Source organism: Streptococcus sanguinis SK1 = NCTC 7863 (genome assembly GCF_000194945.1).
GTDB lineage: Bacteria > Bacillota > Bacilli > Lactobacillales > Streptococcaceae > Streptococcus > Streptococcus sanguinis.
This window is the reverse complement of record NZ_GL878507.1, coordinates 377,452-392,480: the sequence shown is the minus strand read 5'-3', so window position 1 is coordinate 392,480 and position 15,029 is coordinate 377,452. Positions and strand designations below refer to the sequence as shown.

At 45.3% G+C, this 15,029-nt stretch carries 13 protein-coding genes and 2 pseudogenes; 1 reads left to right on the top strand and 14 read right to left on the bottom strand.

Going from position 1 to position 15,029, the window contains the following annotated elements; genetic code table 11:
* Positions 1-6 precede the first annotated feature (6 nt).
* The gene (locus tag HMPREF9378_RS08900) at positions 7-1,326 is read left to right on the top strand and encodes an aminotransferase-like domain-containing protein (RefSeq protein ID WP_002913452.1); all 1,320 of its coding nucleotides are present in this window, start codon (positions 7-9) and stop codon (positions 1,324-1,326) included.
* A gap of 49 nt (positions 1,327-1,375) precedes the next feature.
* On the opposite strand, the gene HMPREF9378_RS08905 is transcribed toward HMPREF9378_RS08900, so the two are convergent.
* The 14 genes and pseudogenes from HMPREF9378_RS08905 to HMPREF9378_RS08960 all read right to left on the bottom strand — a co-directional run bounded on the left by HMPREF9378_RS08905 (position 1,376) and on the right by HMPREF9378_RS08960 (position 14,892).
* The gene (locus HMPREF9378_RS08905) at positions 1,376-3,115 is read right to left on the bottom strand and encodes an ABC transporter ATP-binding protein (protein WP_002913451.1); all 1,740 of its coding nucleotides are present in this window, start codon (positions 3,113-3,115) and stop codon (positions 1,376-1,378) included.
* A gap of 1 nt (position 3,116) precedes the next feature.
* A complete protein-coding gene (locus tag HMPREF9378_RS08910) occupies positions 3,117-4,859 on the bottom strand; it encodes an ABC transporter ATP-binding protein (protein WP_002913450.1) in 1,743 nt (580 codons plus the stop codon).
* Positions 4,860-4,946: 87 nt separating this feature from the next.
* Complete coding sequence (locus HMPREF9378_RS08915) at positions 4,947-5,618, bottom strand: MmcQ/YjbR family DNA-binding protein (protein WP_002903069.1); 672 nt, start codon at positions 5,616-5,618, stop codon at positions 4,947-4,949.
* Positions 5,619-5,652: 34 nt separating this feature from the next.
* Positions 5,653-6,285: a copper homeostasis protein CutC gene (locus HMPREF9378_RS08920; protein WP_032909634.1), complete on the bottom strand. Its 633-nt coding sequence runs from the start codon at positions 6,283-6,285 to the stop codon at positions 5,653-5,655.
* A gap of 64 nt (positions 6,286-6,349) precedes the next feature.
* Positions 6,350-7,210 (bottom strand): annotated as a pseudogene (locus HMPREF9378_RS0110850) (GNAT family N-acetyltransferase).
* Positions 7,211-7,300: 90 nt separating this feature from the next.
* Positions 7,301-7,900 (bottom strand): hypothetical protein, encoded by a 600-nt coding sequence (locus HMPREF9378_RS08925; protein WP_002903074.1) that lies wholly within the window; start codon positions 7,898-7,900, stop codon positions 7,301-7,303.
* A gap of 203 nt (positions 7,901-8,103) precedes the next feature.
* Positions 8,104-9,150, bottom strand: coding sequence for a dTDP-glucose 4,6-dehydratase (rfbB, locus tag HMPREF9378_RS08930; RefSeq protein WP_002913449.1), 1,047 nt, complete (start codon positions 9,148-9,150; stop codon positions 8,104-8,106).
* 241 nt (positions 9,151-9,391) lie between these two features.
* Positions 9,392-9,985, bottom strand: a complete 594-nt coding sequence (locus HMPREF9378_RS08935; RefSeq protein ID WP_032911132.1) for a dTDP-4-dehydrorhamnose 3,5-epimerase family protein — start codon at positions 9,983-9,985, stop codon at positions 9,392-9,394.
* Positions 9,986-9,989: 4 nt separating this feature from the next.
* On the bottom strand, positions 9,990-10,859 hold the full coding sequence (gene rfbA / locus HMPREF9378_RS08940; RefSeq protein WP_002913447.1) for a glucose-1-phosphate thymidylyltransferase RfbA: 870 nt from the start codon (positions 10,857-10,859) through the stop codon (positions 9,990-9,992).
* A 134-nt stretch (positions 10,860-10,993) separates the two neighbouring features.
* Positions 10,994-11,818: pseudogene (gene tmpA / locus HMPREF9378_RS0110845) on the bottom strand (ZIP family manganese transporter TmpA).
* 22 nt (positions 11,819-11,840) lie between these two features.
* Entirely contained in the window at positions 11,841-12,311 is a 471-nt protein-coding gene (locus HMPREF9378_RS08945) for an 8-oxo-dGTP diphosphatase (protein WP_002913441.1), read from the bottom strand.
* Position 12,312: 1 nt separating this feature from the next.
* On the bottom strand, positions 12,313-13,407 hold the full coding sequence (locus tag HMPREF9378_RS08950) for an NAD(P)/FAD-dependent oxidoreductase (protein ID WP_002903079.1): 1,095 nt from the start codon (positions 13,405-13,407) through the stop codon (positions 12,313-12,315).
* A gap of 11 nt (positions 13,408-13,418) precedes the next feature.
* The gene (locus HMPREF9378_RS08955; RefSeq protein ID WP_002900117.1) at positions 13,419-14,216 is read right to left on the bottom strand and encodes a Nif3-like dinuclear metal center hexameric protein; all 798 of its coding nucleotides are present in this window, start codon (positions 14,214-14,216) and stop codon (positions 13,419-13,421) included.
* A complete protein-coding gene (locus HMPREF9378_RS08960) occupies positions 14,203-14,892 on the bottom strand; it encodes a tRNA (adenine(22)-N(1))-methyltransferase (RefSeq protein WP_002900116.1) in 690 nt (229 codons plus the stop codon). Before HMPREF9378_RS08960 ends, HMPREF9378_RS08955 begins: the two co-directional genes overlap by 14 nt.
* Positions 14,893-15,029: the final 137 nt, after the last annotated feature.

Sequence of the window (15,029 nt, the reverse complement as noted above, 5' to 3'; positions counted from 1 at the left end):
CTAAAAATGAGTTACAATATGAAAAAATCAAATCTGTATGGGGACAGTTTTATGGTTAAAGCAAAATACCAACGCATCGTTGATAAGATTACTAAGGATATTAAAGAGGGAAAACTGGCAACTGGTCAGAAAATCCCTTCTGTCCGCAAGCTTGCAGAGCGTTATTACTGCAGCAAGGATACTGCGCAGAAGGCTCTGATTGAGCTCAAGTATCAGAAGTACATCTATGCCGTTCCCAAAAGTGGCTACTATGTGCTGGAGAATGCTCAGGAAGAAAAGCAGGATTTGGAGCTGCCTGTGAGGGATGACCGCCACCAAGCCTACGAGGATTTCCGCCTCTGTGTAAATGAAACTCTGATCGGCCGGGAAAATTATCTCTTCAACTACTACCCTCAGCAGGAAGGGCTGGAGGATCTGCGTCGCTCTGTGCAAAAACTGATGCTGGACTCTGCTGTCTATGCTTCTAGAGATCAGCTGGTACTGACTTCCGGCACCCAGCAGGCCCTCTATATCCTTTCACAGATTGACTTCCCAAATCAAAAAGAGCATATTCTGGTGGAGCAGCCGACCTACCATCGGATTAATGATCTTCTGCTAGCGCAAAAACTTCCTTATGAAACCATTGAAAGAACTCCACAAGGTATTAATCTGCAAGAACTTGAGAGGATTTTTCAAAGCGGAAAGATCAAGTTCTTCTACACCATTCCGCGTTTTCACTATCCCTTGGGCCACTCCTACAGTCGGCAGGACAAGGAAGAGATTCTTCGACTGGCACAGCTCTATGATGTCTATATCGTAGAAGATGACTACCTATCAGACTTTGATAGCCGGCGGGAGCTAACCTTTCATTATCTAGACAATAGCCAGCGGGTCATCTACATCAAGTCCTTTTCTACCAGCCTTTTCCCTGCCCTGAGGATTACTGCCCTGCTCCTTCCGCCCCAGATTCAAAAGACCTTTATCGCTTACAAAAGCGCCGTGGACTATGACAGCAACCTCATCATGCAGAAGGCTCTATCGCTCTATATCGACAGTCTAATGTTTGAAAAAAATAGGCTGGCGCTGCTGCAGCTTCAAGAAGAGGAAGCAAGAAAGGCGCAGACACTGCTAGAACAAGCTCAGCTTCCACTATCCAGCTATCTGACCAAGGATGGCATTCTGTTAGACTTGAGGTCACTTTCTTCCGTCAGTGCTCTCAAACACAGTAGCCTGCCGCTTGACTTCTTTGAACAGAGTTACCTTGCTAGCTGTCCTTACCAGTATGCTAAGCTGCCTTATGATAACTTAGAAGAAAATGTAGAGAAACTAAAAGACTATTTAAAATAGGTGTAGAATTCCAAATGAATTCTACACCTTTCACTTATAATCAGGCTTTTCAAGACTCCATCATCCCAGCCTGCAGTTGGTACATTTTCTTATAGGTTCCATCCTGTGCTAACAATTCTTCGTGGCTGCCAGATTCGATAATGCGGCCCTTGTCTAAGACATAGATGCAGTCAGCATCCTGAATGGTAGACAGACGGTGGGCAATGGCAATGGTTGTCCGCCCCCGCCGCATTTTTCTCAGTGAGGCTTGAATCAACTCCTCTGTCTCCGAATCAATATTGGCTGTCGCCTCATCCAAAATCAAGATTTTAGGCTTAGTAGCGATGGTTCTGGCAAAGGCTAAAAGCTGCCGTTGACCGCTGGAAAAAGTCGCTCCCCGCTCAGTCACAGGGGCATCATAGCCTTGAGGGAGCTGACTGATAAAGCCATGAGCATCTACAAACTTAGCCGCTTCTATAATTTCTTCTCGTGTCAGCTGCTCTTGGTAAAGCTGAATATTGGAAGCAACGGTACCGTGATAAAGGAAGGGATCCTGTAAAACAAGACCAATCTTTCGCCGCAGCTCCTCCTGACTAAAGTCTTTAATGTCACGGCCATCAATCAAAATCTGCCCCCGCTCAAACTCATAAAAACGCAGGAAAAGATTGATAATAGAGGACTTGCCAGAGCCAGTCGAACCCACAAAGGCAATCGTCTGGCCTTTTTTGACAGAAAAGGAGATATCCCGCAAAACATCACGCTTTCCATCATAAGAAAAGGAAACGTGCTTGAATGCGATGCTGCCATCTTGGATTTGCAAGTCTTGGTTAGCCTGCTCAGGCTCGTAGTCAGTGCGGTCTATAATTTCAAAAACCCGCTCCGCAGCAACCATAGATGTCTGTAAAACAGAGTAATTCTGCATAACGTCAATCAAAGGATTAAAAAGCTGATTAACATACTGGATAAAGGCATACATAATACCTGCCGTAATTCCCACCACTTGCCAAGTCAAGCCAAAGTAAGTCAGAATCACTCCATAAGCCAAGATTTTCAGCAGAGACATGGCCGGTCTCAGAAAGAGACTGTTGATATTGAGATAGCGATTGGTAAAGCCTAAATGCTGACCGTTGATTTCTTCAAATTCCCGCAGCAAGCGCTTCTCTTGCCCAAAAGCCTGAATAATCCGCATTCCTTCAATACTTTCAGATAGCTTGACATTCAAATCGCTGAGCTTATCCCGGACCTGCTTCAGCTGACGATTGGATAGATGCTGATAAAGCAAGATAGAAGCTGCCATCAGAGGTAAAAAGAGAGCAATCATCAGGGTCAATTGCCAGTTGAGGGCAAACATGGCGCTCAAAGTAACAACTAAAATCAGCAAGGAGCTCAAAAAATTAGAAAAAATCTCACTGAACATATCTGCGACTGCCTGAGTATCATTAGTCAGGCGGGAAACGATAGCACCAGCTGGCGTCCTATCAAAATAAGCCATTTGCAGACGCTGGATATTGGCAAAGCTTTCCTGTCGCAAGTCCCGAACCACACTTTGAGCCACACGCGCAAAGAAATACTTTCCCAAGAAGGTAAAAAGTACACGCAAGAGGAAAAGGCCATAGTAAAGAGCCATCAAAGGCAGGCCAGCCCAGGCTTGATTGCGGCCGATAAACTGATCAATAAAATAGCGGGCCAAGAGTGGCAATGCCGTTGTGACCATAGTCGTCAGCAGGATGAAGGCCAAGGCCATGCTGCTCACTATCCTGTAGCGCCACATATAGCCTAGGAGGCGATGAAAAGTTGCTTTCTTTTTCATATTAATCTTCCTCCTTCAAGCTTTCTGCCAGCTGCTGATTGTGATAAGTCTGGGCATACCAGCCCTCTTGCTCCAATAGCTCTTGGTGAGTGCCCCGCTCCTTGATCCGCCCCTCTTCCATAACTAAAATCAGGTCTGCATGCACCAAGGCTGACAGCCGATGAGCTGTGATGATGGTAGTCTTGCCAGCACGCTCTGACTTTAGATTTTCTAGAATCAGATTCTCCGTCTTGGCATCAACAGCCGACAGGGAATCATCTAAAATCAGAATTTCAGGATTGGTAATAATAGCCCGACTCATCGCCAAGCGCTGCTTCTGACCGCCAGATAAGGACAAGCCCCGCTCACCGACAACCGTATCCAGCCCCTCTGGCATAGCCTGAATATCCTCATATACACCACAGAGTTGAGCGGCAGCTAAAACTTGACTATCTGTCAGCTGGGGATTAGTAAAGCGGATATTGTCCCGAATGGACAGAGCAAAGAGCATCTGTTCTTGTGGTACGTAGCCGATGAGACGGCGCAAGTCTTTGAGGCGGTACTCTCGGATATCATGGCCATTCAGATAGATAGCCCCCTCCTGGATATCCTGCTCCCGCAGCAGCAAGCGCAGAAGAGTGGTCTTCCCTGAGCCCGTCTGACCGACAATTCCCAATGTCTGTCCTTGCTCAATGGAAAAATGAATATCCGATAAACTAGTCTCCTCGACATAAGAAAACTTCTGAATGTCATAATCCAATCGACCATTTTCCGCATGAGAAAGGGGTTGTTCAGCTTCCTTGACATCTGACTCCTGAGCCAGCAACTTCTCAATCCGCTCATAAGAAACAGCACCTCGCTGGCCGATGTTAAAAAGATAGCCAGTAGCCTGCAGCGGCCAAACCAACATATCCAGATAAGTGATAAAAGTAACCAACTCTCCTATGGTGAATTGCCCTTGGGAGATAAAAATTCCACCGAAAATCAAGGTCAAAACATAAGAAAGACCGATAAAAAGCAAAACCAAGGGGTCAAAAAGAGAATCGTACTTGGCAGCCAAAACGTTTTTTTCGTAGACCTCCTGATTGGTCTTGGCAAAAGACTGAGTCTCCGCCTCCTGATAGCCAAAGGACTTGGTCACTCGAATCCCTGAAACGCTCTCCTGAACCTTATTGTTCAAATCTGAAAAAGCCTCTTGAGCAGCCTTAAAACTTTCATGATTTTTTCGACCAATCAAGCCTGTGCCCCATGACAAGAAGGGCATGGGCACAATGGCAATCAAAGTCAGCCGCCAGTCCAAAACGAAAAACATAGTTAGCAGTGTCACCAGGGCTGTAATAGAAGCATCCACAGCTGACATGACTCCACCACCAGCCAGACTGACAACTGCATTGATATCGTTTGTTGCATGAGCCATCAAGTCCCCTGTACGGTATTTCTGATAAAAAGAGGGAGACATGTAAGTAAAGTGCTCGAACAATCGAGAGCGCAGAATCCGTCCCAGATTATTGGACGTCCCTAAGATATAAAGGCGCCAGACATAGCGCAGGCCGTACATGATAAAAGCTGAAGCAATTAGCAACAGCAAATTAAGGAGCAGCTCTTGAGAAGTCAGATGTTTGCTAGCAATTCGGTCAATAACCTGACCGATGACTCTGGGCGGTATCAGATTGAAGACACTGACCAAGGACAAGGCCAAGATACCGATGATATAGCGCCGCTTTTCCAACTTAAAAAACCAGGCTAATTTTCTAATGAGGTTCATAATTTCTCCTATTCTTACTAGTCTTTTTATTATACTGTTTTTTGAGGAAAAATGAAACACAGCGGATTGGAGCGCTGTGCTTCGATTCTATTTTTTACTGGTCAGCTGGTAACTAACAGCCAGTAAATCAAAGATTTCTTGATCACTCAGGGTATCATCCAAGGGCAGACTGAGCCAATATTTCTTATTCATGTGAAAGGCCGGGTAAATCCCCTTTTTCTGAATCAGCTCCGCCACATGATCATTCTTAACATTTAGCACCTCAATAGCGCCGCTTCGCTCTGCTTCAAACTTAGACCAGTCTGTGTTCAAAAAAGCTCCGTACCATTTTTTACTATCCTGGTGACGGAAAACTCCAGCCTTGGTCGAGCTCTTTCTGGAAGACTTCTCCCAGAGGTACTCTATTTGCCCCTGATAAACCTCAGCCGCATGATCCCGCAGTCGCTTACTCTGCTCATAGAGAAAGCCAACCTCGTCAAAACAGTGCTGACGGATAGCCAGCAGTTCTGCCTGACAAGCTTCACGAACCTGCCCAACAAACTCACCCGTCACCTGCTCCATCTTGACCTGCAGATAGGCGTCATCAGTATCACAGTCAAAGACCTGATAATCTGGCTTCCCATCTCTGATAGTTACTTCCAAGCGAAAGTCACCCTTCATAATCTCCTGCGAAAAATGGTAAGCTCCATCAGACTCCTTAAAACCGTAGGTCTGAAGCTTGTCTGGATTAGCCTTGTATTTTTCAAATAGTTCCAACATCTACTTATCTGCTGCCAGCGCAGCTTAACCCTCCTTAAAATACAATTTTAGTTCCATGCAGCTGGTCAACTGCCAGACTGTCTATAATTTGCTGACGATTGCCTAGATGAATGCCACCGCCCGGCATAATATCAATCCGATCAGCAGCATGCTCGATTAATTCGTCCAGCCAAGCAAAATGCTCCTCAATTGGCTCACTGTCAGGTCCTCCGTGGGTCAAAATTCGCTGGACACCGTTCTCAATCAGCCAGTCCATTTCGCCAAACTGGTATTCAGCCGGTATCGCATCAAAAGCCATGTGGAAGACTACTTCCAGTCCCTTGCATGCCTCCAGCAGGCGCTGCATCTTCGAAACATCTATTTCGTTCTTCTCCGTCAAGACACCAAAGACCACTCCCTGACTGCCGGCTTCCTTGGCTTTTTGGATATCAGCCAACATAATCCCAATTTCAAGGTCAGTGTAAACAAAATCACCGCCCCGAGGCCGAATCATGGTCATCACTGTCGCACCGTAAGGCTTGGCTAAGTCAACTGCTGCTCGAATTACGCCATAGCTGGGCGTCGTACCACCGACAGCCAGATTATCACAGAGTTCAATCCGTTGGGCCCCCGCCTTCATAGCCTTTTCTAACAAGGTTACATTTTCCGCACAAAATTCATAAAGCATCATCTCACCTCTGATTTAATATATTGATTTCCTTTATCTATTATAACACAAGAGCTTCGCGATATCAGCTCTTATCAAATTTTCTAGCTTCTCTCTTACACCAATCAAGCCAATTAGTCTGATAGTCTTCCTTGGACAAGATGCGGTTCTGTAAATCAGCTATCGAGAAGATGCCTCTTTCTTGACAAGCCTGGACACAGTATCGATAAAAGACCCAGTTAAGCTCGTCCCTATCATAATAGATGGGAATATGAGAGAGGCCAGCCTGATAAGCCTTAAAGGCTCTGCTATGTCCATCAGTAAAGAAAACTTTTCCATCCATACGCTTGACAGGTAAAGCTTCAAGTTCTTGTTAGTCAAAATCAATACAAATCCTGTCCAGCTTTTCCCGTGAAAGGTAGAACTGACTGGGCTGGATCTGCGCTATGGACAAGGTCAAATCAAGTGTATAGGATCTGCCTTTCTCTGTAGCAAGGGTTGGATAGAAACCAAGCGACTCAAACAAACTGCGAGAGGGCTGATTGAAATCGTAAATTTCTTGAACTGCTAGTTTTTGATAGTCTAGATTGCGTGCGCGCTGTATCAAAGCAGAAAGAACTTTCTTGCCAACTCCTTTCCTACGGTAGTCCGCATTTCCAATGATAATAGGCAAATCATCTTGCCAAAAGGTCACATCCCCAATGGCCAGCCAGCACTCCTGCTCCAATACTTCAATAAAATACACTTCACCTTGCCTAGCAAGATATTCATACATCCTTTGAACTCGCTCCGGCGAATAGGGCTCTCTTCTGCCATCAATCATATAAATCATATCTGGATCTTGGTACCAGTCCAAGGCTAGTTCAAACTGACCATCATAGGCCCGCAAACGCAGATTGTCATCAATAATAATCAGCTCCTCTTGCTGGATATTAGGAATAGGCATCTTTTCTCCCTCACAATGCTATTTCTCAAATAATAGTATAAAAACTCCATTTGATTCGGAAGACTTCTTCCTCAAATGAAGTTTTCTTTTTTAGATTCCATAACCCATGCTGAACTGGATTTTAGCAGCTCCGTTCTGGAAGCTGATTTTGTTAATGCTGAATTGACTCTGCGGCAGAGCTAGAAGGAAACTATCACCCTCCGTTGTGATAGATGAATTAGAGGCCTGCATTTGTTGCTTCAGCATGCCTGTCACCCAAGATTTAGGGATAGGAAGAGAGCCTAGCTTGGCACTATCAATTGTGATGTGCAAGACATTATCCCTCACCGTCACATCCACCTCTAGGTCCAGCTTACTGCCAATGAAGAGCAGTTTGACTGGATACTGGATGCGCAGCTTATTGCCTTCAATACTGTAAACACTGTTCAGCAGCTCCTGATTCTCAGAGTCAGTCAGAGAAGACTTGAGCACCTGATTAAGCTGGACGCTATTGAGAGAAACTTCCGTGCTAACTCCCTGAGCCGTCACATTGGCGTTGCTCAAAGCTGGCTCAATAATACTCATCCAGGAAGCACTGCCTTGAACATTCTTTAATTGTTGACTTTGATTAACAGATGCAGGAACCAGAAACAGCACCGCTGCAAGCAACAGCACCAAAGCAATTCCCACTACTCTTTTTACCATTTTCATGTTTGTATTCCTTTAATTTGAGAAAATCCCTTTAGATAAAAACACAGAAAGGATTTATCTTATTTTACACTATTTTTGCATAATTTTCTGTAACAAACATATTAAAAAACTAACAATCCTGTGAGAAAAGGCTGGGACAGATAATCCCAGTCTTTTAATCACATAACGTTATTTTTACAAGGCTCATCATAGATAGCCTATTCTTACTTAATTACTTCCTGAGTCTTAGCATAGTTGGCTTCGACTGCTTCTTTTTCAGATTTCCACCATTCTTGGTTGTCCGTGTACCACTTGATTGTCTCTTTGAGACCTGCTTCAAAGTTGGTGAACTCTGGCTTCCATCCTAGCTCATCGCGGAGCTTGCTGGCATCAATGGCATAGCGGAGGTCGTGGCCGGCACGATCTGTCACATGGTCATAAGCATCTGCTGGCTGTCCCATTTCCTTGAGAATCAGCTCCAGCACTTCCTTATTATTCTTCTCGCCATCAGCACCAATCAAGTAAGTTTCGCCGATTTGACCCTTGGTCAAAATCGTCCAAACGCCTGATGAATGGTCATTAGTATGAATCCAGTCACGGACGTTTTTACCTTCGCCATAGAGTTTTGGCTTGATACCGCTCAAGATATTGGTGATTTGGCGCGGAATGAACTTCTCAATGTGCTGGTAAGGACCATAGTTGTTTGAACAGTTAGAAATAGTCGCTTTGACACCAAATGAGCGCACCCAAGCTTTAACAATCAAGTCTGAAGCTGCCTTGGTTGATGAGTAAGGCGAGCTTGGATTGTACTTGGTTTCAGCCGTAAATTTCTCACCTGGTCCTTCTCCATGACCTGGCAAATCTTCACGCAGAGGCAGGTCACCATAGACTTCGTCAGTCGATACATGGTGGAAACGAATGTCGTATTTACGAGCTGCTTCCAAAAGTGTGTAAGTTCCGATGAAGTTGGTGTGGATAAATGGACTCGGATCATTGAGCGAGTTATCATTGTGGCTTTCTGCCGCATAGTGAACGATAGCGTCAGCTTCAGCTGCCAGCTTATCTACCAAGGCTGCATCAGCAATATCTCCAACAACCAACTCAACGCGGTCGCCTAAAATTTCTTCAATATTGGCACGATTACCCGCGTAAGTCAGCTTGTCCAGCACTGTCACATGAACATCTGGAAAGTTGTTGTAAACATAGTGGACAAAGTTAGAACCGATAAAACCAGCTCCACCTGTCACGATAATTTTTTTGTATTCAGTCATTTTTATTCCTTAACTTTTTTATAATTGCCTTAAGTGGTGGGGACGCAAGCAAACCTTCGGTTTCATTGCTTATTTTTGAGCCTCATGTCTCAAAAATCCCCTGTCATGTAACAAACTACATAATTTGTTACATGACTTACACCACAGCGGCAATCATTTCTTCCACTCGCTGAGCTCGGATAGGAGCTGAGCTAAATCATATATTTCAGTATCAATTAATAAATCAGAAAAGAATTCTTTTTTACAAATCTTCTTTTCTTAGAGGTTTGACATCCTTAAGTAGTGGATGGTTCTTGTCTGCTTCTGAGACTTCTGCTGCTTCTAGGTTTTCCCACTGGATGCCTAAAGCTGGGTCTGCATAATTGACAAAGGCATACTTGGGTTTGAGTTCCAAAGCCCAATAGTCATTGACCAGATAGCTATAAGAAACGTTGTCAGAAAGGACTTGGAAGCCATTTGCTACGCCACGTGGCACAAAAATACCCTTGCTGGCATCAATTACTGTCTGGTAGGTATTACCAAAGGTCTCACCTTCACGTAGGTCTACCCAAGTTCCCAAAACCTTGCCGTCATCTGCAACAGAGATGTACTTGTCCCATGGTTCAGCATGAAGACCACGCAATACGTTTTTACGAGAAAAGCTGACATTATTTTGCAATTTCCCTTCTGCAAAGAAACTTTCAGGGAAGCCTAGCGGCAGCATTTTTTCCTTTTGGAAATTCTCCTTAAACCAGCCTCGGTTGTCCCCGCGTACAGGGATATCAAACTCAAGCATTCCAGGGATTCCAGAAACCTCACGCGCTGCTAATTCCTTATCAAAAAATTGTTCCGTCATCTTCTTATTCTTCTCCAATCAAGCGCAAGAGATAGTGACCATATTCATTCTTTTTCAATGGCTGCGCCAATTCATGCACTTGCTCTTTAGTGATATAGCCCATACGATAGGCAATTTCTTCCAGATTTGCCACCTGAACATTCTGCATACGCTGAACTGTTTCGATATATTGAGCTGCCTCTAAGAGACTTTCATGAGTTCCTGTATCCAACCAAGCAAAACCACGTCCCATAAGCTCAACAGACAAATCGCCACGTTCCAAGTAAGCCTTGTTGACATCAGTGATTTCCAGTTCTCCGCGAGGGCTTGGTTTGATGTTCTTGGCAATTTCTACAACATCGTTATCATAGAAATACAGTCCTGTCACTGCATAGTTAGAGCGCGGCTGTTCCGGTTTTTCTTCGATGGAGATAGCATTCATATTTTCATCAAATTCTACAACACCAAAACGTTCTGGGTCCTTGACATGGTAGCCAAAAACAGTTGCTCCTTTTTCCTTAGCAGCAGCATTTTGGAGCATTTTACTCAGACCTGGTCCATGGTAGATATTATCCCCAAGAATCAGCGCCACGCGGTCATCTCCAATGAAATCAGCACCAATGATAAAGGCTTGTGCCAGCCCGTCTGGACTTGGCTGCTCTGCATAAGAGAGCTTGATACCAAACTCAGAGCCATCACCCAGCAGATCCTCAAAACGAGGCAGATCCGTCGGAGTGGAGATAATCAAAATGTCCTTGATACCAGCCAGCATAAGAGTTGACAGTGGATAATAAATCATGGGTTTGTCATAAACCGGCATGAGCTGTTTTGATGCAGCGCGGGTCAAAGGATAGAGACGTGTACCAGAACCACCTGCAAGAATAATACCTTTCATATGAATTTCCTCTCTTAATGTATTCTCCTTATTCTACCATTTTTGAAAGCGGATGTCATCCTTTTCACTAGCCTTAAATAAAAGAAAAAGAGCGGAAATTCCGCTTTCTTCCGCTCTTTGATTCCAAGTTGGCATCACCCCAAAGCCACATCCAAGACCATCATGAGAACAAAGCCCACCATGAGACCTAAAGTCGCCACATCAGTATTGCCATTAGTCTGCGAATCCGGTATCAACTCCTCTACCACCACGAAAATCATAGCGCCTGCTGCAAAGGAGAGGGCATAGGGCAGAATAGCCGTCATAGCCATAACAGCAACTGCACCTAGAACAGCCCCAATTGGCTCCACAATCACAGACATGGAGCCCCAGTAAAAGGCTTTAAGCCGAGACTTGCCGTCCGTCCGAATCGGAATGGACAGAGCAGCCCCCTCCGGGACGTTTTGCAGACCAATTCTCAAAGCTAGGCCAATCGCGCCGACAAAGGCTTCCGGACTAGGATTGGCAGCCAAAGCACCAAAGGCTACTCCGACTGCCAAACCTTCTGGAAAATTGTGAATGGTAATGGCTAAGAAAAGCAGAGCTGTCTTGGACAGCTTCTTGCGGCTATGCTCAGGAACACTCTCTGCCTCCGAAATATCCTTGCTCAAGTGCAAGTGAAGCACCACAGCATCAATCAGCCGCAGGAAAAAACCTCCCACTAAAAAACCAATCGCTGCAGGCAACCAGGATAGCTTGCCATAAGAAACTTCCGCATACTCAATCGATGGTGCCAAAAGCGACTAAAAGGAAGCCGCAATCATGACGCCTGCCGCAAAGCCCATCATAATATCCAGCAGCTTGCGACTAACCTGTTTAAAGAAAAATACAACAGCCGAGCCTACAATGGTACATCCCCATGTAAAAAGCCCAGCCAAGAATGCCTGCATAACCACAGGCTGCGATTGTAACCAATCCATAATTTCTCCTTGTTCTCTAAAATCAATCATACAAAATCGTCTTGGTTTCCCCTATACAGTGTTTTTCCTCATTCCAGTAATGAATCCGCTCGAAAGAGCCTTTCCGACAGTAGAGATGCAAACGTTCACGTATGTCATCCTGCATATCTATTTGGCCAAGTTCCGAAATCTTCCACCATTTGGGCTCCCCTTCATGATCGTTTCCCCTGATCTGTCCTTCAAATGCAGTACAAAGAAAATCGTAATATACATACCGTTCTTCTTTACTTGGATTAGTGAAGCCTGAAATCCCCTTCAATTCCAAGTTTAGAGCAGTCAGCCCCGTTTCTTCTTTTAATTCGCGCCTTGCAGCTTCGAAAAAAGATTCTGGAAACTCTACCTTCCCACCTGGTTGTATCCAGCCTTTAAAGTTATCATGCTGGCGATTAAGCAGTAGGATTTCTTCATCTTTTTTCACACAAATATTGACCCAATTCAAAATAGTTTCTGTCATATCAAACCTTCTTCACATACCGTTCAATTGGATAGTCAGCTGGATTCAGCAGCCCTGCTTCTCCTAAAGCCATCTGGGCCAATTGGCGTCCGATAAGCGGGCCAGTTGTCAGACCAGAAGAGCCTAATCCGCTGGCAGCGTAAACATTCGACAAGTTTGGAACAGCTCCAAAGAATGGAGCAAAGTCGCTGGTATAAGCCCGTGTTCCCACGCGTTCGCCTAGAATCTCTGCTTTAGACAGCCTCGGCAAATAAGTTTCCGCTTCTTGCTGCAACTGATTCAATACCGTCTTATCAACTGTCAAATCAAAGCCCTGATCATTTTCATGACTGGCACCAACACTGACCTTGCCTGCCAGAAAGGGAATGATATCCAGCTCGCCCTCAGGCATAACAACTGGGTAGCCATCCGTCTGCTCAGCCAGTTTAAAATCACGTAGCTGTCCCTTTTGCGGCCGAACATCTGTCTTATAGCCCAGTGGCTGCAAGATTTCTCCTATCCAAGCACCCACAGCTAAGATGACACAGTCAAAGTCGTGTCCGTCCACAAGAAGTTGCTCTCCATCTACTGTCAAGCTTGCCTTTTTCTCAACCAACTCTGCCTTGCTAGCTTTCAGAAGCGTCTCCGTCAAGAGTGCTCCCTCCACATGGGCACCGCCGGAAGCATAGAGAAGTCGCTCAAAGCCTTGCAAGTCTGGAAATTTCTCCTGAGCTTCCTGACGGCTGAGAAGACTCAAGTCCCCTATTAAGGGCGACTCTTCACGACGATTAGCAGCCAAATCATAAAGTTCCTGTAGCTTGCTCTCGTCTTTTTTCAGCAGATAAACTCCTGTCTGTTGGTAAAAGTCTGTCTGGATACCAGCAGCTTTCAAATCCGCAATTAAATCCTGATAAAAATCAGCGCCCAGACGCGCCATCCTGTACCAAGCTTTGTTGCGACGCTTGGAAAACCAAGGACTGATAATGCCTGCGGCTGCCTTGGTTGCCTGCCCCTTGCCATCATCAAAGACAGTCACTTCCACATCTGGGGATTTGGATAGATAGTAAGCGGCTGTTGAGCCAACAATCCCAGCTCCAATCACTGCTACTTTTTTCATGTCGCTCCCTCTCAAATATGCCGGAAAGGATTGGTCCAAGCCTGACTAGCCAGAATCTCAATCTCCCATCCCTCTTCTGTCTTCCAAAGTTCAAATTTTTCTTTCAATTTTTCCGTAAAAAGAACCTCGATATGGTGTCCAGGATCCAGCGCCAAAAGCCCCTCTGTCAGCATTTCCTGAGCTGTATGATAGTAAATATCACCTGTAATGTAGACCTGCGCTCCCTTGGCAATAGCTTCCGGATAAAAGGACTGACCGCTGCCACCACAAATAGCCACATGCTCAATCATGCGTTCGAGATCTGTTTCATCATAAGTAATCAGACGCAAACTATCTAGTCCAAAAGTTTCCTTGACCTTAGCCGCAAAATCCCCAAAAGTCTGAGGAGCAATCTTCCCCACGCGGCCAATACCGTAATCTGGCCCCGTCTGACTAAGATAACTTGTCTCCTCAATCTCTAAAAGCTGGCAGAACCAATCATTAAGCCCGTCCTCCACGACATCGATATTCGTATGGCTGACATAGACAGCAATATCATGCTTGATAAGGTCTAAAATCATCTGATTTTGAGCCTTATCTGCCACTAGGTCCTTGAGCGGGCGAAAGATAGGCGCATGCTTAACGATAATCAGTCCAGCACCTGCCTCAATAGCCTCCGCCACCGTCTGCTCGCGAATATCCAGAGCCACTAGAACCTTGTCAACTTCTTTGTCCAAAGTTCCGATTTGCAGACCTGAAAAGTCGCCCTCCATGGACAGTTCTTGCGGGCAATAGGCTTCATATCGGGTGATGATTTCACTTGCTAACATGGAGCACCTCCTTGATATTTTCGATTTTTTGGGACATAGCAGAGCGTTCCAGCTGATTCTTTTCTGGGATATGGGCTAGAGCTCCTTCAAGTTTCTTCAGTTCTTTCTGCCATCTTAACTGAAAAACAGACGATTGCTTTTTTAGCAGGAAAGGCCCGAAGCGTTTTTCTTGCTCTGTCAAAGTTTGCTGGCCGGCTTCTGCCACTAGGATTTCGTAAAACTTACCAGCCTCTTCTAAGATATCCTCAGCCAGCAAGCGAAAGCCGCTAGATACCAGCCAGCTGCGAAGCTCATCCTCTCGGTTATTAGGCTGCAAAATCAAGCGGGAAATAGCTCCAAGCTTAGCTCTGCCATTTTCCAAAATCTCTGAAATCAAGCGACCACCCATGCCAGCTATAACGATGGTGTCAATCTGATCTTCCGCTTCAAAAGCCGCCAGACCATTGGCAAGACGAACCTCAATCTGCTCCGTCAGCCCATGCTCTGCCACATTTTTCTGGGCAGACTGAAAAGGCCCCTCTACCACTTCTCCAGCCAGAGCCTTCTCAATCCGTCCTTCCTGAATCAGGTAAATAGGCAGATAGGCGTGATCGCTCCCAACATCCAGCAACTTTGCCCCATCCGGCACAAAAGCAGCCACTCGCTCCAAGCGCTGGGAAATAGTCTTTTTTTGCATTGCTTACTCTTTTCTAAACATTCTTCTATTCAGTATATCATTTTTAAGGGTATAAAAAAAGCAGCGGAGAAAAAATCAGCCTGTTAATAAGCCGATTTTGTCTCGCCACTTGGTGATGGGATGTTCCCACCCGACAC